The sequence below is a fragment of the Mucilaginibacter sp. cycad4 genome (genome assembly GCF_034263275.1).
Classification (GTDB): domain Bacteria; phylum Bacteroidota; class Bacteroidia; order Sphingobacteriales; family Sphingobacteriaceae; genus Mucilaginibacter.
This window is the reverse complement of the sequence record NZ_CP139559.1, coordinates 2,551,100-2,566,308: the sequence shown is the minus strand read 5'-3', so window position 1 is coordinate 2,566,308 and position 15,209 is coordinate 2,551,100. Positions and strand designations below refer to the sequence as shown.

Sequence of the window (15,209 nt, the reverse complement as noted above, 5' to 3'; positions counted from 1 at the left end):
TAAATATGGCGGGACTTTGCCCGCCATAATCGGTTAGTTAAGTATCAGGGCTTCGTTGCCGCTTTTGGCAAAATCTGTACAAAGGTCAAAAGCGGTTTGTCCCCTTTGCAGACCTGTGCCGTACATGATGCTTTTAAACTTGTTTTCTTCGTCCCTGAAATTTCGGACGTTCTGAAAATATCCCGTGATACTGTTGTAAGCCCCAAACAAAGTACCTTTGGTGGTGTGTTCCTGTTGGCTGTTTGCGGTCATGGCATAGTCAAAAACACTGCTCACCATGTTGTTATAATGGCTTGACAGTTCATCTTCCCGTCCTGCTTTTAGCTTTTGGTAGGTTTCCTTGTTTGGTATCATGGCTAACTGTATCAACTTTTTCACCTGTGGGTCGGTTATCCTTACCCTTGCCCATCGGTTAAAAATGGCCTCCAGTTCAACGGTCAGTTGGTCGGTAAGCCCTAACATTTTGTGTGCGCTCTTTAGCTTTTCCTCGGCACTGGCTGTATGTCTGATATAAACGGCATTCGTGCAATTGCGTAAAGCAGCATTTAATGTATTGGAGCACCAAATACGCACGGGTGTAAATGCGATAATTATACAGCCTGTACCGTTGTGGGTAGATGTCAGGAATAAATAATTGTCGATTAGATCGTCCCTGCCGACACGTATATGTCCGGGTAATTTGGCAGTTACAAATATCGTTTCGCCGTAACCTAATGCCCCGGCTGTTTCGTACTTGATCTGATTTTTGCCCCCTGCAATATTGTCGAAAAAATCAAACGCCTGCGTATTCTGTACGACCGTATAATCACTGCCTATTTTATCTCCCAAAATGGCCTCGGTATCAGTACGGAAGGTAAAATAACTGTTATCCGAAATCATATTGATGCCACTTGGCAAAGGGTGGATATTAGAACTTTTTACGACCTCGAAGTCTAAGCCTGCTTCCTGTATCGCTTCGGCGCTGGTCGCATTGGGGGAAATGGATTTCCCTATCATCTGCCAAACTTTTGGCTTAACGATATTATTATTTAAAGCTGTCATTTTCTTAAAATTTGTGGGTTAAACATTATTTGCGGTTGGTCCGCAAATCCATAATTTTACTATTCAGTACTTTTACATTCTTACTATCCATCACGGTGTAAACCGTATTGCGCTGAACTTCGCCTATAGCATCCTGTATGTTCCTGTAGTTGGTATCAATTACCACTTTGATCAATAAATAAACTGTGTCTTTCATGGCAAACATTAATTGAACCCGTTTACAAACTCGGTGTATTCCAACTGGAACGCTGCCGGATTTTCAAGGGCTAAGTTTTCCGCGTAACCATCCCAAAAAATTTGGTTGGTCAGTTCTATAAATAATTCGTACATGGTATAGCTGAATAAGTGATTTAATAATTGCCCCCTGCATTTACAAGGGGCAATTGTGAATTATTGAGGCAATACGATTGATGCCTCGATCTCGGCCAGTTTGTCAATGCACATGCTGTTTACCATCTGTGCTACCGCCCAAATAATAGTCGGGTTCTTGGTTTCAAACTTGTTACGTTTGTCATCCTCGATAACCAGTACACACCCGGTATAATAATTGGTGTCGGTGGTGTCGGCCTCGTCCCGTAATTCAACCTCAAAGCCCTCTAAATTTTTGATAGTTTCCTGCAACTTGGTGCGCTGTTTGCTCTTGCGGTGCATTTCTTCTACCAACTTTAAAGTGCTTTCCAGATTAAGCATGGGTTTAATTGCCGCCTTAATTTCCGCTTTGGTTGGCTCGGCCTGTGGCTGTGGTTGTTGTTCTTCCGCTTTTGGTGCTTCCAACACTACCGGTTCAACTTTGGCGGATGATGGTTCGGGCGCGGTAGCTTTGGCCGGTTGTGCCACCTCTTTTGCAGGCTCGGACTTTGTAGTTTCATCCTTTTTAGGCTCGTCCTTTTTGGCAGGTGCGTTAAAGGAAGTGCCTACGGGCAGGTTGTTAATTTTTCCGGCTGTACCGTTTTGCGCTTTGTTATCAACTTTGTTGTTTTTTCCGCTTTCTATTACTGTAGTTTTCATAATTTCTAATTTTTAAATGTTTGTTACTTAATTCGTTTTAAAATCCCTGTGACGGTTGGCGGTCTGTGCTGTCCGTCATGTGTGGGGGCGCTCTGCTTTTCTGTGTATCCATGTTCGTTATGCTTTTTAGTAAAGCCGCTCGGCATACGCCTCGCTGGCTTTTTGTAAGCACCCGCACCTGAACACGCCGGGCTGAGGGGCAAGACTTTTTGGAAAAAAATACTACCCCGAAGCGCAGCGTAGGGCGTGGAGATTTTTTTCCAAAAACCGAAGGCTCGGTCTTGACCAACAGACCGGCGTTCAGAAATTTGCTTCAGAAAAAGTCAGTGGGAGAAAATACAGGGAGATAACTCAAAACTTTATTCACTTAACAAAACGGAAGTATCATATATGGCGGCAGGGCCGCCAAGTATGAAAGCGCGGGAAAGCGGCTGAATGCAGGAACGGAATGAAGCGGCTGCACCCGCTCGCGTTGGCAGATAGAAACGAAATCATTAAATTTGATCTTCAGGCTGGCATTCTATACTATGGAAGACGTTAAAACCATGTTAATTTTAGAGAAGCTTTTAACTAAAGGCTACGATAGCGATCAGGCTAAAGATGAAAAACATTTGCATGAGGTATTGCGTACCACAGATAACCCGCATTTATTTATGTTGATCTGTGTAGCCCTGGGAAAAGCCGGTGATATTTTTAGTGTGCCAGTACTTATGGCGTTAGCAGAGGAAACAAGCTTCAAATCGGATGTGGCGAAAGAAGCGATTAAAGCCTTACAAAGCCGTGTGGAAAAGGATTCGATAGCCATAATGAAAGACTTCTTTGTACCAGCCTATTGGAAAACCCTTTGGATTGGCCCGATAGAAAAGTTCATCAGCTATGTTGCTTGTATTGCCGCGTTTATTTACCCTGAAACGATGTTGGAGGGTGAGGCAATGAATAGGCTGGGCGAACTGCTGACTAAAGAAATTACGATTGATTTCTCGCCTTACCAATCGTTTCATGAACTCCGGTTATGCTCACCGAATTGGGATGTGCAAGAAGATCTGATGATGATATTAAATGACTTTGAAAGCGATTTGACGTTGGAAGGTGCCATTAAAACCACGTCGGTGCGAATGAATGAGGACAGCCAGGTTGCCGATAACATCATCAATATGTAGTGCGACTATTTGGCGACCAGATTGAGTTTGCCCGTCAACCACGAGCAGTTTCGCGCGCTGCTCAAAGCCGCCAGTGTTTTAAATCAAGTGTCGTAATACCGCAAAATGCTATGTATCCCAACCCTTACATCCTACCCAATGCAGGAATTTATTTAAAGGAACTACCTAACGATCCGTCACATTCCGAATATTTTATATTGCGGCCTGATCTCTTGGTTGAATGGTCAATAATTGCAACAGAGGGGGATGGTTTTGCAACAAAAGAAATGCGCGGAAATTGGGCGGTAAATGAAGGAAAGCTAATGATCGTTTTATTAGATGACGATAACGGGGAGTCTTATACGGAGCGTTATATCCCGGACGGCCAAAATTGGCGTTCAACAGATGATAAAAATATTTTGCTTGTAAAACGTAATCCAGCTGATGATATTAAAGACAATATGTATTACGATCTTCGATAAGTATAAAAAAAGAAAAAGCCCGGTTTTAAACCGGGCTTCAAATTCAATTTCTAACACTAAAAATTACGATTTTTTCTTGTTTGTTACATCCTGACGAATGTCTTGTGCGGCAACCTTGATCTCCTGTAAAGTTTTGCGTAACCTCGTTCCGGCAGCACTGTTACCTCTTTCATAGAACTTGGTGGCATCGGTTTCGGCTGAAGCTACCAATTCTTTCAATTTTGCGATCTTTTCCATGATTTTTTTAATTTATAAGTTAATATTTAATTAATTCTGTTTGTGCTGTTAAGCATTTTTAAACGGCCATGCCTTGTTCCTGCTCTTTGCCCTGGCCTTTGCTAAAGGACAGTTTTTGGTCTTGCTGCGGTTCTTTCAAGAACTGCTCACGTTTCTCGATCCTGCCATTCTCCTGAAAGAAATTCAGTTGACGGTAGCGTGGAGAGGTTTCCATATATAGTTTGACGTTTTGGCCGTCTTTAACGGTGGTGACCAGCGGGCGATTGCCATTCTCAACCGATTTGATCAATTTTTCAGCTTTTTCTGGGTCAGACAGTTCTTTAATGTTATACTTTTCCAGCGCCTCCTTGATGGTAAAACCATAGCTCGGGACATGGTATTGTTTGGTCGTATAGTTCTGATACTTGTCTTTTGGCGTATCAAAATCCAACTTCACCCATGCGGCATAAGGGTTGCCGCCGAAATTCAAAAGATCGTCGCGGAATACAGAGCGCCCCTGTATCAAATTTGCCGCCTGTTCGACGGTAAAGCCCCTGCCTCGGTCAACAAAGAAAGTTTGCGTCAAGGCTGGTGTGCGGAAGGTGTTGGCAAAACCTTTTTCAACATAATCGATCTTTCCTGCATTCATGGTGGCCAGATCACGGGCATGTGCGGCATCTTTACCTGCTGCGAGCTTGCTATCACCCGTTTGCGATTTAAAATAATTGATACCCTCGCTCACGTTCTCGAACGACCTGCTGATGTTCTTGCCTGGCTGCTGCTCGTTTGGAGAAATCACAAAATACTTTTGGCCTTCTTCCAATGCCTTCCCGGTATTAAGCGCCACCTCAAATTTACCGAGATAGTAATTCTCCGACTGGCCCGATTTTTTGAAATGCGCAGAAACATCGACCAGTCCTTTGTTACCTTTGATCTGGTCATGCGCGATAAAGTCCGAAACACCTTTTTCCATCTTTTGGCGCGTTTCCTCAATAGTCTGCGGACTAAAACGAAGCTGCTTCATTTCGTCCTGAATGTTTTCCCAATTGTTCCTGTTCATAACTTGTTCTTTTAAATTATTCGCTTCTTCAAATACTGAAATCATTCTATCAATAGACATACAATAAACCGGATGGTCAGTATCGAACGGCAAGCCTAAGCCTGCTCTCATTTCAAAATTGTCCAATGCCTCCTCATGGTCGTCATAGAGTTCGATATCATTCGGCCTGATCTCCATTTCAGACGGATGCCATTCGATCACAGCATGTGTCATTCCCACATCCTGGGCTTCTTGCAGCATATTAATAATGCTTTCAGCGTGTTTCGTTGTAAATTCCATTAGCTTGAATTTTAGGTTCTATAAAATTCAGATTACCCTATTCCAAGCGACCGGTCTTGTTGTGTTTCTATTCGTTCGGTTCGTACCAGGCTCAAGGAGCGTTCGATTTGATGTGCTGCATCAGGTTCTTTTTTTGCCAAAGATTCCATAGAGAGCGGTTGGCCCGATTTATCCGATATTGAAATAGATAAATCAGCCGGATTCGCCTGAAGAAGTACATTATCATATTGCCCATTGCGTAAACCAATACTGATTTGATGGCCTTGCTCCAAACCTTTCAGCGCTTCTTTTACTTTCAACCCCTCAAAAACAACCTTGTCCATTAGTTCAGTAAGATTTTTCTCTAAAGGGAAATCATCATGATATTCAAGCATTTTGAAACTGCCGGGACTTTGTTGTTGCTGAAAGTCGAGTTGCAGCCATTTCTGCGACCTTGTGCCGTCTACCAATTCAAATTCTTTTTTCACCGCCCTGCCAGCTAAAAGATTGGCGGCTTCCATTGCATTGATCGAAGCGCCCACCTCAAAAAACTGTTTTACAGGCATCTCACCCGGCTTCGTCATCGCTGCACCGAACCCATTAAATAGGTAAATGCCGCTCTTGTCCCTTGCCAGCTTAACATCTATGTCAAGTGTGCTTTTGTCGGGTAGTTGGGTAGTCATCGGAATGGTAACCAGGCTACTCTCGTAGTCGAGAAATTTGTCCAGTTTTCCGCTATACGATGCCAGTCCTAACTTTTTGAATTGCTGATTAAGTAATATCAGCCCCTCAACCTTTTGCGTTTCAAACTCACGTAAGTGTTTGGGCTTATCAAATAAGCGTGCCTTAGCCCTGTGCAGCAACCTGATCACCGGATTGGGATAAAGCTTTTTTTGCAGCTTTCTGCTAATTAAGGCTATGGCCTGCAAATGCAACTTTTCATGTTCTTGCGGCTGGGCTGATATGCGGTACAAGCCGGTACGAAAAAAATCATATTGTGTCTTTTCTAATTCCCGGATGCTGTCCGTGCCTGTTCCGATTAGTTTTTCTAATTGCCCCTGCTTCTCCATCCAAGCCTGCCAAAGTTGTTCAGCCCTGTTTATCCGATTTTCCATTTGCGCTAATGTTTATCCTGATTATTTCGAAGCAGGACGGTTTCACCGCCTTTCAACTTCACCTTAATTTTTTTCACCTTTTTGCCGAGCAAACTTTTGGCGGCAGAAATTCCCGCTGTTGCCGCCTGTGTCGTCAGGCTGTAGTCGGCGGAAAGGAATTGCATATTTTCGAGTGCGCCATTTGCGCCATCTCCGGCAGCACCAGCCAGTTCCGCTTCAGGCGCGTTGATGCCCTGTAGGCCATCGAGTGAAAAGACGGACAGATTTACCGGGACGATGGTAGTACCAAGACGGATATTTTTGATATCGAGCAACAGCCGCTGGTTGGTCACTGCGCACTGGCCTGACAGTTCCTGTCCTTTCAGATAATGTATACCATTGATGGTAATACTGTCTTTCAATCGCAATTTGACAACGCCTCCGGGCGGTACTTTTTGGTTACCATCGATGATGGCAGGGATCGCTTTAAAGGCACTGTCCGGTTTGACGTTCTCCGGCTTCTTGTCCTTTGATTTGGCCAACGATGGGTTTTGTATCTGCATGATTTTATCCAGCATGCCGCTAAGTTGCTGCATCTGCGCGTCGGGCTCATTAGCCTGCTGCTTTTGTTTTAAAAGCCTTTCCAATCTTTCGAGGTCAGCGGATTTGGTATTTGCGTTATAATCGTTGGCTGGTATTTTGTTGATGGGCACCGGCTGATTGATCTGCTTGTTGATCTGCACTAAACGGTCTTTAATCTGTGCCTCATTGTTTGATGCCGTTTTTGCAGTTGTAGCAGTTGAACTGAACCGGCTCGTGTCCCAACCCAATGCCGCGAACGCCCCGGCTGCGGAATGTGACCGTTCCGAGGCACTGTCCCGTTTGGCCCTGTCCATCAGGCTCAATTTATCCGTTGACTTATCTGCTTGCAGTTTCGCACCCGGTAAATCCGTATTGATACCTTTAGCAGTTGCTGCCGAGTGGTCGGCAGTTGTACCTTTGCCGCCGCCCAATGCATAGAAACCTAAAGCGAGGAACGGCAGCACCAAAAGCGGCAGGAACAACCATAATTTCCTTTTTCTTTCTTCTTGTGGTGTCATGATTAAAATGTTTTTTTGTTTATAATCTGTTTGTTAACTATAGACTGGCTTTGATTTAATGAAGAACTGCGTGAAGTATCAGCAGTAAGAATGCGCCGCCGAACAAAAGGCTAAAGATGGCCAGCGCAGTTATTTTTGCATTGCGGTTCCAATACTGCGTACGGCGACCGAGATAATCGGCCAATTTTTTTTGCCTTTGATCAAGGGTAATACCCAATTTGCTTAACGCCCCCTGATCGATCAGGCTGCGTTTATTTTTCCTAAATAGTTTCATGGCTGCGTGTTCTTAACTTGTTCGTCCTTATTTTCCAGTGTCTCCCAACGCTCGATCAGAAAGCCATGGGGATTATTATCGCTACGGCTGACGTTGCGTAAGAAACCTTGGGTTACCAAACTTCTGGTGGTTGTTGACGTGCTTCTTACTAACTTTTCGGTCGCATAGCAGGTAAAACCATACGGGTATTGGTTCATATCCAATCTTATACTATCTACCGTGATCTGCTGACTGATATTCCCCGAGATCAGGTTGTTATAATAACCCGATTCTTTCAAGTTATCATAAGCAGTTTTCGCACTGCCATCAGCCAGGTATAATGCCTTATTGATGCTGATCTGTATCTGCTTATCGTCAGGGTCAAGGTTAAAGAAGTCCTCATGAAACACCTTGACGTGATCATGGCATTCAACCGGGATGTTGTCTTTCCTGTCCGATGCGATAGCCTCTAATGCTTTACCGTTGGCCAAAACATAAATATGATTTTTGAAGTTGTCTGAACTTTGATAGCTCTTGAATATGGCAAAACAGGTCATGGCGACACAGGCTGCAATGAGCAGGTAGCTGAACAACTTGATATGCCTAAAAGCGGTATCAATATTTTTAAATTGCTGGAACATAGTTTAATCTCCTTTCTGATGAATGTTAAGTTTGCTTGCCGGAGAGCCTGTCTTTTTGATGTTCATTACCTGCACTGCGATAACCCTCCATAATGTTCCCCGGCGCATTGATGATATTGGCCGCGCCTCGCTCCATGCGGTCACCCAAAGCCGTACCGGCTGACGAAGCGGTCGCCATCGTATTGGTCGCTACAGTTGTGCTGACTTGGGTCACTTTACTAAGGAAGCCATTCTGACCGTGGGCATGGATAACATAGTTCGCCACGCTTGGCACCGAGAAATAGCCGACGATGCCGATACAGAGAAATATCAAATAAGCGGTATCCGTAGACGAGAAAAAGGTATCGCCGGAGCTTTGTATCTGCGAAATATCCAGCTTGATCATTTGCAGTTGAACCTGCCCGATGATGCTGCCAAAAATATTGGCGATAGGCAGCCACAAAAACACATTGATATACCGCGCTATCCATTGTTGCAAACTGTGATGCAGACCGTCGAACACGGCAAACCCGAATACGAGCGGCCCCAAAATCGCCAGCACAATGAGATAAAATGTGCGTATGGTATTGATACAAAGAATGGCAGCCGCATACAATACCTGCAAAATCTCACTCATCCATTGCTTGATATTGTTCTTGAAATTGTAGGCTTGCTTGTCCATCCAGAACTTAATATCATTGCCGATAGATTCAAAAGTGCCCTCATCCTTGTCCGTCTCGCCCGGATGCGTGTATTTATACCACTCGGCCCTGTTGCCCTCGCCATCGTCGCCAACATACATCTGATAAGAACTGCTGTGCTTAATCGCATCTTCCTTTTGCTTTAGCAATAAAGCGATGCTATTATCTGAATTATTGACCATTGAGCCGGTGGCTGAAACAATGGGTTGCATGATGCCGTTCATCAGCGATATGACCATCGGAAACAGCATGATAGCCATACCTAAAGTAAACGGGCGCAACAATGGATAAAAGTCTAACGGTTCCGCCTGTGCGATCTGCCGCCAAACGCGGGACGCGATATACCACAATGCGGCAAATCCTGCAATACCCCGTGCCGCGTCGATCAGGTTGCTGCACATGGGTATCATCTGATCGTAAACGTTGTTCAATACCGGCTGCATACCTTTCAGACTGCTGGTAATATCCTGCGCCTGAACCCTCGTCGTTATCCCGCTGACTATCAGCAGGACGGAGCCTGTAAAAAGATACTTTTTCATGGGTACAGGGACTTTAAGTTGTTTACCTCGTTTTGTTCCTGCTGTCGTTGCAGCACCAATACGCTCGTTTTCCGGTTGAACGTTCGCAGAAAGGTGAGTTTATCACTGCTTGAAGCATAAATGCGGTCAATGGCCGACAATCTTTCGTCATCACTCATGCGTAATTTGGATGCGGTAATGACCGTAGCTAAGTCGTTCACATCATTCAGTGCCGCGCTCGTCAATTTCGCATATACGTTAGCCAGATAACCTAATTCGTCGGCGTTGAACACGCCGCTGTTTTGGAACCGGCTGTAGGCTTTTTTGTATTCCGAAAGAATGTTAACCTCATCAGCTATGATATCTGCGACCCGTGCATATTTGGCCACTTCGGGATTGACTTGTAATAGTGCATCGAGGAAAACCGAATGCAGGTTGAAGTTGCCTTGGGATAGATCCTTTACCTGCTGATAACCCTGCGTCAGAATGGTATAGCCTTGTTCCATGTCTGAAAGGATGGTTTTGAACTGCGTTAACTTTTCGATATCCAATAATAATTGCTGCATATCCTGCCCGGTAGATATCTGGGCTTGCGAACGCTCGAAGCTTAAGGTTAAGATCACCAAAAAGCATGCGCCAATCCAAATTTTTTTAATTGATTCCATACTGCTGTCTTAATGTGTTAATGTCTTTAAGTTCCTGATCTCTTTGTAAAAGCAGCAACCTGACCTGGCTACAGAAATAAATGGTAAATGCGTACTTATCTTTCATCCGGCTGTAGATACCGTCAAGGCGCTTGATTCGTTCATCATCAGTCATTTGCGCCTGACCGTCGTTGATGACCGTCTGTAATTCACTGATGTCCTTGTTGCATCCATCAAGCACGGCAGCTTTAACCTGACCGACATACGCCCTGCTGTCCGCATCCAAATTGCTTAAGCCGTTCAGGTGGTCAAAACGCAGCGGAATTTTACCAGCATAGCTGATGATGCTATCTGCTTTCGCACTGCCTTTGAACTGCGGATTAACTTTTTTCAAGGATGTGTAATACGCTGAATGCAAATCAAACTCGCCTTTTACCCAACCTCCTATGCTACCTAATCCGTTTTGGGAAATTTGATAACCCTGACGGACGTAGCTGCCATACTGAAGTAAGGCTGTGATCTGTTCGTTGAGGTATTTGATCTGCGTTTTCTTTTGAGAAAACCACTCCGCAAATGTCTGAGCGAAACCTTGCTGGAAACACATCAGCGAAAGAAATACTCCAATAGCCAGAGCTTTTAATTTAGTCGATCCCATAGTAGCGTTTTAAAGTGGTCACTTCGTTTTCATCCTTAGCCCTTTGCAGACTAAGAATGTAATTTTGGTTGCTGAACCGTTTCAGATCGCTGCAATTGCTATCGATACGGTCGCCTGCTTTGTTTACCAATTCCAGCCTTTTCGCATCGGTCATCTGCGTTTTAAAGGAATTGATAACCACTAAGATCTCGTCCAGATTTTTGACGCTTTCCTGTAAGATGCCGGAGTAGACAGATTGCATGTAATTGAGTTCATCAGCAGAAAAGTGTTTGTCCGTTTTAAGCAGGCCCCAAGCGTGCTCATACTGGCTGACCAGGCTGGCTTGCTTTTCGGTCATGTCCTTGATACGCTCGTAATAAGCGATCACGGATTTGACTTCCCAAAGTTCATTGTAATAGTTGCTGTATAAGTCTTTTTGCTTTTGTGACCAGTCGCTGATCTCATTTAGCTTTAGTTTAGATAATTGATTTTCGAGCGCCTTTTGCGCGTTCTGAAGCCAGATCGTTTGGTTCTGCATGCGCTGTACTTGCAGGTCGATGGCCCGGATCACCCGACCTACCGTCTCGCTGATTACCTGCCCGACCACGATCTGTGCATCAGCTCCTTTCGGCAAGGCCACAAAAACCGTGACCGCCGACAAAGGGAGTATGACCATGTACTTTTTCATAGCTTTAATTTTTTTAATGGCATATAGGATTCCTTTAGGAATTAGCATAAGCCCCCCTTACCCATAGAAATGGGTGAATTTGTATTAGTTAATAAATCGGGTTAATTAATGGTTGGAATGCTGCTGGCCGTTATACAGTTAAGATTTTAATGGCATAAGTTTCAATATTGAAGCTTATGCCATGTTTTCATCAATTGATCTTTTGAAGAACGCGGTTATTGTTAAGCATCATCGTGTGTTTATACGGCTGGAACGTATAAACCCTGCCGGAAACAATTTCAATTAACTGTTCTTTTTGGGTGTCCCAAGTGGCTCCACGTTTGTTGCTTTCATGATGCGCGGGTAAAACTTTGCCGTCACGAATGGCCTGTTTAGTGGCTCTGCTGTCAATTTGGTAATTTGGCCCATCGAGATGCTTGATAACCAAAGTATCCATCGCTTTACCATACTCTGTCTGCGTACTGTCTACATAGGTGCCAGGAATAAAATTCTGTTTCCCTTTGGTCGCATTGTGGCAGGCGCTTACGGTCAGTAAACAAACTGCCATGATCTTAACTGTTGTTTTCATTAGCTTTAGTTTTTAGTTCTCATATCCATTGCCAGCATAGCAATTCCTTTTTGAATGCTGCCGTATTTGGCCGCATATTGATGTACTTTGACCTTTTCGCTTTCCTCGGTCGTGTAGGCCAGATATTCTTCCAAACTTACCTCGGTACGATAGACCTTAGCATATTGGCCCAACGATATAAATACCTCTTTATATTTACGACGCGGATCATTCGACTTGTTCATAGATAGGATCATCGCCTTTTCTTTTTCAGTCAATCCTAACAGTTCCTGTATGGCATCGAACTTGTTCTGATATTTACTTTGATCAAGCAATATTTTGCAATCACTATTGTTAATGATCGCTTGTTTGACAACGGGACTGCTGATAATATCTTCGACCTCCTGAGTTACAACGATCGGTTCACCGTAAAACTTACGCATCGTCTTGTACAAATACCTAATGTATTCTGCCATTCCCTCTTTAGCAATAGCTTTCCAGCATTCCTCTATCAACACCACTTTACGTATGCCGGGTAACTTCCTCATCTTATTGATAATCATTGACATGATCACCAAAACGCATACTGGAAACAAAATAGGATGGTCTTTCAGCGCATCAATTTCGAACACTATGAAGCGCTCGTGGAGCAGGTCAAGATTCTCGGTCGCATTCAGTAAGTAATCAAACTCACCGCCCCGGTAATACGGATTTAGCACATACAAAAAGTTGGCAATATCGAAATCACGTTCTTTAACCTTGCCGTCCTCTAACACCTGCATGTATTCTTCCATAAGGTATTCATAGAACGTATTAAAGCATGGAAAAATATCAGGGAATTGCTCCAGGTGCTTGTAATAGCCGGTCAAGGCGTTGGAGATCGCTACGTACTCCGACCTGCGGTAAGGCTCATCGTCTTTTTTCCAGAGTGCCAGCAATAACGTTTTAATGCTTTCTTTTTTCTCGGTGTCCAGCGTATCACCATCGGCAAGATGGAACGGGTTAAACTTGATTGGGTTTTGTTCCGAATAAGTGAAATAGTAGCCGCCAGCCAATTCGCAAAGGCCCCGGTAGCTGTGACCGATATCCATGACGACGATGTGGGCACCCTGTTCAAAATAGGAACGTAACAGATGATTTGTCCAAAAACTCTTACCCGAACCTGACGGACCTATAGTAAACTTCGAGCGATTGGTTGTCCAGCCTAACCGCATTGGCTCGTCGCTGATATCCACATGCACCGGCTTTCCGGTTAAGCGATCGCCTAAACGAATACCGAACGGGCTAACGCTGTCACGGTAGTTGGTTTCGAGGTTAAAAAAGCAGGTGGCTTGTTCGACGAATGTATCGAACGTTTCATTCATAGGAAAGTCCGCTTCATTACCGGGCAAGCCCGCGAACCATATTTGCGGCGCGCCGTCCGTCTCTTTTTTTGCGGTTGCATCCATCTGCGCCATTGCCGAGCTTACTAAATTTTTGATATCTTTAAGTTTACCCGCATCGTCCGACCATGCCAATACGTTGAAATGAGCTTTAACAGGTAAGCGCTGCTGGCCGATGGCCTCGTTCAAAAAGTCGTTGACCGCACCCCGGCTAATGGCGTTCTCGCGGGAATAACCGGATAACGATTGTAACCGAAGCTTTTTTGCTTCCAAACGCTTGATGGTTTTTTGACTATCCTCGATGAATATGTATTGGTTGAGAATGTGGTTGCAATTCAGTAGTTGGCCCAATGGTGAAGCGAAGCCGATACTGAATTTGGTACGGTCGGTGCTGTACTTGTCATAATTGATACGGCTTCCGCATAAGGCCGGTAGGTCTTCCACATCCGATAAGGTATAAAGCTCACAATGGTTCGCGCCTATCCTGATCTCATCCTTGATATGTATGTCCTGAATAAGCGGCTGCTTATCAGGCGTTGACAGAAAGCAATAGCGTTCGATCATGCCTGCTTTTTCCATTGTGCCTGCCAGATCATCATCGGTTAAGCGGGTTAACGTCGCGAAACCACTGTCTTTAAGTATCCGCTCGAATTGGCCCGCGCAATCCAGAAAATCTTTGAACAGTACCGGACTGATGGTTTGCTGTGGTACGATGCTCTTACGGAGCAGGTTACTGTAAGCTGATGAGCCTAACTTTCGGTCCTTTGGCTTTTGTGTCAGGAACACGTAGCAATGGTGCTCCAGGCATTCGCGTTCATTAAAGAAACGTTCGCTTGAACGTGAAAGGAAACTTTTACCTGCCTTTTCAAAGTTGGCCTTGAAGTTGCTTTCCATAAACCAATCCTGTTTGTGAAAGATGCTGCCTTGCGGAAGCAGGCGGATTGCTTTAACCCAAGCCTGATGATAAGCTTCGTAATCGCGGTCTGATAGCGTAAATATCTCCGGCAAGATGACCTGATAACCTACCGTGATGTCGCCGTGCGCGGATAAGATGGTGCCGTTCTCCACTTTGGTCAGCGGCAAAATTTTTTCTATATCAATTCCCATGATGTTCTGTTTTTAATTGGATGAATACCTGCCGTGAGCGAAAAATTAGGCACTCGGGTAACTGGCGCTTGGCAAAGTGCTTGGACAGGCCATGCTCACCGAACTTATGGCTTAGGCGGAAAACGCTGAAGAACAATGCAGAACCCAAACCGACGATCAGGGGAAGAATGATCCAAAGGCTTAATCCGCAAATATATAGGATAGCGAACCCGATGAGCAATACCACAAGGCCGATAGCCAGGTAGGCGATATATTGAGCTTTCAAGCCCTTGAAAACTATTGGTTTTGACACCCCTTTATTGATTTGATAAACTGACATTGTTTTTTTATTTATAAGCCAAAGAATGATTTGAGTACCGTAGCGACCACAACCAGGAACACACACGACCCGAACCACGCCGCTGCAACCTTGTTGGTATCCGGTTCGCCTGCGTTCCATTTGTTGAATACTTTGATAGCGCCTATGATACCGACAACAGCACCGATAGCATACATCAGGTTACAGCCGCTGTCAAAGTAGCTTTTTACCTGTGTGGTCGCTGAATTGATGCCCGAATTACCATCCTGCGCAAAACAGTAATTGATGGTTAACATGGCGCACGCAAACATGAGGGTCTTGGTTAGCGCAATGCGTCTTTTTTCGGCTGGTAAGCTGCGGTAAGCCTCTATCCAGTTTTTGAAGTAGCTTCCGGCGGCATTGATCAATGATTTCATGAG

General features: G+C 44.6%; 20 protein-coding genes. 2 read left to right on the top strand and 18 right to left on the bottom strand.

The window, feature by feature from the left end:
* Positions 1-33 precede the first annotated feature (33 nt).
* Genes SNE26_RS10290 through SNE26_RS10275 form a run of 4 tightly spaced genes read right to left on the bottom strand, consistent with a single transcriptional unit; the run spans position 34 to position 2,049 of the window.
* Positions 34-1,041 (bottom strand): DUF932 domain-containing protein, encoded by a 1,008-nt coding sequence (locus SNE26_RS10290; RefSeq protein ID WP_321559275.1) that lies wholly within the window; start codon positions 1,039-1,041, stop codon positions 34-36.
* A 25-nt stretch (positions 1,042-1,066) separates the two neighbouring features.
* Positions 1,067-1,237, bottom strand: coding sequence for a hypothetical protein (locus SNE26_RS10285; RefSeq protein ID WP_321559274.1), 171 nt, complete (start codon positions 1,235-1,237; stop codon positions 1,067-1,069).
* A gap of 8 nt (positions 1,238-1,245) precedes the next feature.
* Entirely contained in the window at positions 1,246-1,371 is a 126-nt protein-coding gene (locus SNE26_RS10280; protein ID WP_321559273.1) for a hypothetical protein, read from the bottom strand.
* A gap of 60 nt (positions 1,372-1,431) precedes the next feature.
* On the bottom strand, positions 1,432-2,049 hold the full coding sequence (locus SNE26_RS10275) for a hypothetical protein (RefSeq protein WP_321559272.1): 618 nt from the start codon (positions 2,047-2,049) through the stop codon (positions 1,432-1,434).
* 527 nt (positions 2,050-2,576) lie between these two features.
* Between SNE26_RS10275 and SNE26_RS10270 the strand changes: the two genes are divergently transcribed.
* Positions 2,577-3,209 carry a hypothetical protein gene (locus SNE26_RS10270; RefSeq protein ID WP_321559271.1) on the top strand — a complete coding sequence of 211 codons (633 nt, stop codon included), beginning with the start codon at positions 2,577-2,579 and terminating at the stop codon, positions 3,207-3,209.
* Positions 3,209-3,670: a hypothetical protein gene (locus SNE26_RS10265; protein ID WP_321559270.1), complete on the top strand. Its 462-nt coding sequence runs from the start codon at positions 3,209-3,211 to the stop codon at positions 3,668-3,670. Before SNE26_RS10270 ends, SNE26_RS10265 begins: the two co-directional genes overlap by 1 nt.
* A gap of 63 nt (positions 3,671-3,733) precedes the next feature.
* Here the strand turns inward: SNE26_RS10265 and SNE26_RS10260 are convergent, their stop codons facing one another.
* The 14 genes from SNE26_RS10260 to SNE26_RS10195 all read right to left on the bottom strand — a co-directional run bounded on the left by SNE26_RS10260 (position 3,734) and on the right by SNE26_RS10195 (position 15,101).
* Positions 3,734-3,907 carry a histone H1 gene (locus SNE26_RS10260; RefSeq protein ID WP_321559269.1) on the bottom strand — a complete coding sequence of 58 codons (174 nt, stop codon included), beginning with the start codon at positions 3,905-3,907 and terminating at the stop codon, positions 3,734-3,736.
* A gap of 58 nt (positions 3,908-3,965) precedes the next feature.
* Positions 3,966-5,225, bottom strand: coding sequence for a hypothetical protein (locus tag SNE26_RS10255; protein ID WP_321559268.1), 1,260 nt, complete (start codon positions 5,223-5,225; stop codon positions 3,966-3,968).
* Positions 5,226-5,257: 32 nt separating this feature from the next.
* Positions 5,258-6,319 (bottom strand): hypothetical protein, encoded by a 1,062-nt coding sequence (locus tag SNE26_RS10250; RefSeq protein WP_321559267.1) that lies wholly within the window; start codon positions 6,317-6,319, stop codon positions 5,258-5,260.
* 5 nt (positions 6,320-6,324) lie between these two features.
* Positions 6,325-7,398 (bottom strand): conjugative transposon protein TraM, encoded by a 1,074-nt coding sequence (gene traM, locus SNE26_RS10245; RefSeq protein WP_321559266.1) that lies wholly within the window; start codon positions 7,396-7,398, stop codon positions 6,325-6,327.
* A 55-nt stretch (positions 7,399-7,453) separates the two neighbouring features.
* Positions 7,454-7,672, bottom strand: a complete 219-nt coding sequence (locus tag SNE26_RS10240) for a hypothetical protein (protein WP_321559265.1) — start codon at positions 7,670-7,672, stop codon at positions 7,454-7,456.
* The gene (gene traK / locus SNE26_RS10235) at positions 7,669-8,292 is read right to left on the bottom strand and encodes a conjugative transposon protein TraK (protein WP_321559264.1); all 624 of its coding nucleotides are present in this window, start codon (positions 8,290-8,292) and stop codon (positions 7,669-7,671) included. Before traK ends, SNE26_RS10240 begins: the two co-directional genes overlap by 4 nt.
* 25 nt (positions 8,293-8,317) lie before the next feature.
* Complete coding sequence (gene traJ / locus SNE26_RS10230) at positions 8,318-9,511, bottom strand: conjugative transposon protein TraJ (RefSeq protein ID WP_321559263.1); 1,194 nt, start codon at positions 9,509-9,511, stop codon at positions 8,318-8,320.
* Complete coding sequence (locus SNE26_RS10225) at positions 9,508-10,155, bottom strand: TerB family tellurite resistance protein (RefSeq protein ID WP_321559262.1); 648 nt, start codon at positions 10,153-10,155, stop codon at positions 9,508-9,510. Before SNE26_RS10225 ends, traJ begins: the two co-directional genes overlap by 4 nt.
* Complete coding sequence (locus tag SNE26_RS10220; protein WP_321559261.1) at positions 10,142-10,789, bottom strand: hypothetical protein; 648 nt, start codon at positions 10,787-10,789, stop codon at positions 10,142-10,144. Before SNE26_RS10220 ends, SNE26_RS10225 begins: the two co-directional genes overlap by 14 nt.
* Positions 10,776-11,444 (bottom strand): conjugal transfer protein TraI, encoded by a 669-nt coding sequence (locus SNE26_RS10215; RefSeq protein WP_321559260.1) that lies wholly within the window; start codon positions 11,442-11,444, stop codon positions 10,776-10,778. Before SNE26_RS10215 ends, SNE26_RS10220 begins: the two co-directional genes overlap by 14 nt.
* 202 nt (positions 11,445-11,646) lie before the next feature.
* The gene (locus SNE26_RS10210) at positions 11,647-12,024 is read right to left on the bottom strand and encodes a hypothetical protein (protein WP_321559259.1); all 378 of its coding nucleotides are present in this window, start codon (positions 12,022-12,024) and stop codon (positions 11,647-11,649) included.
* A 5-nt stretch (positions 12,025-12,029) separates the two neighbouring features.
* Positions 12,030-14,492, bottom strand: coding sequence for a TraG family conjugative transposon ATPase (locus SNE26_RS10205; protein WP_321559258.1), 2,463 nt, complete (start codon positions 14,490-14,492; stop codon positions 12,030-12,032).
* Positions 14,482-14,811 carry a DUF4133 domain-containing protein gene (locus SNE26_RS10200; protein WP_321559257.1) on the bottom strand — a complete coding sequence of 110 codons (330 nt, stop codon included), beginning with the start codon at positions 14,809-14,811 and terminating at the stop codon, positions 14,482-14,484. The genes SNE26_RS10205 and SNE26_RS10200 overlap by 11 nt, the downstream gene beginning before the upstream one ends.
* An 11-nt stretch (positions 14,812-14,822) precedes the next feature.
* The gene (locus SNE26_RS10195) at positions 14,823-15,101 is read right to left on the bottom strand and encodes a DUF4134 domain-containing protein (protein WP_321560028.1); all 279 of its coding nucleotides are present in this window, start codon (positions 15,099-15,101) and stop codon (positions 14,823-14,825) included.
* Positions 15,102-15,209 lie beyond the last annotated feature (108 nt).

Coding starts and splice junctions, on each gene's coding strand:
- SNE26_RS10290 (WP_321559275.1), bottom strand. CDS start 1,041: ATGACAGCTTTAAATAATAATATCGTTAAGCCAAAAGTTTGGCAGATG.
- SNE26_RS10285 (WP_321559274.1), bottom strand. CDS start 1,237: ATGAAAGACACAGTTTATTTATTGATCAAAGTGGTAATTGATACCAAC.
- SNE26_RS10280 (WP_321559273.1), bottom strand. CDS start 1,371: ATGTACGAATTATTTATAGAACTGACCAACCAAATTTTTTGGGATGGT.
- SNE26_RS10275 (WP_321559272.1), bottom strand. CDS start 2,049: ATGAAAACTACAGTAATAGAAAGCGGAAAAAACAACAAAGTTGATAAC.
- SNE26_RS10270 (WP_321559271.1), top strand. CDS start 2,577: ATGGAAGACGTTAAAACCATGTTAATTTTAGAGAAGCTTTTAACTAAA.
- SNE26_RS10260 (WP_321559269.1), bottom strand. CDS start 3,907: ATGGAAAAGATCGCAAAATTGAAAGAATTGGTAGCTTCAGCCGAAACC.
- SNE26_RS10255 (WP_321559268.1), bottom strand. CDS start 5,225: ATGGAATTTACAACGAAACACGCTGAAAGCATTATTAATATGCTGCAA.
- SNE26_RS10250 (WP_321559267.1), bottom strand. CDS start 6,319: ATGGAAAATCGGATAAACAGGGCTGAACAACTTTGGCAGGCTTGGATG.
- traM (WP_321559266.1), bottom strand. CDS start 7,398: ATGACACCACAAGAAGAAAGAAAAAGGAAATTATGGTTGTTCCTGCCG.
- SNE26_RS10240 (WP_321559265.1), bottom strand. CDS start 7,672: ATGAAACTATTTAGGAAAAATAAACGCAGCCTGATCGATCAGGGGGCG.
- traK (WP_321559264.1), bottom strand. CDS start 8,292: ATGTTCCAGCAATTTAAAAATATTGATACCGCTTTTAGGCATATCAAG.
- traJ (WP_321559263.1), bottom strand. CDS start 9,511: ATGAAAAAGTATCTTTTTACAGGCTCCGTCCTGCTGATAGTCAGCGGG.
- SNE26_RS10225 (WP_321559262.1), bottom strand. CDS start 10,155: ATGGAATCAATTAAAAAAATTTGGATTGGCGCATGCTTTTTGGTGATC.
- SNE26_RS10220 (WP_321559261.1), bottom strand. CDS start 10,789: ATGGGATCGACTAAATTAAAAGCTCTGGCTATTGGAGTATTTCTTTCG.
- SNE26_RS10215 (WP_321559260.1), bottom strand. CDS start 11,444: ATGGTCATACTCCCTTTGTCGGCGGTCACGGTTTTTGTGGCCTTGCCG.
- SNE26_RS10210 (WP_321559259.1), bottom strand. CDS start 12,024: ATGAAAACAACAGTTAAGATCATGGCAGTTTGTTTACTGACCGTAAGC.
- SNE26_RS10205 (WP_321559258.1), bottom strand. CDS start 14,492: ATGGGAATTGATATAGAAAAAATTTTGCCGCTGACCAAAGTGGAGAAC.
- SNE26_RS10200 (WP_321559257.1), bottom strand. CDS start 14,811: ATGTCAGTTTATCAAATCAATAAAGGGGTGTCAAAACCAATAGTTTTC.
- SNE26_RS10195 (WP_321560028.1), bottom strand. CDS start 15,101: ATGTTTGCGTGCGCCATGTTAACCATCAATTACTGTTTTGCGCAGGAT.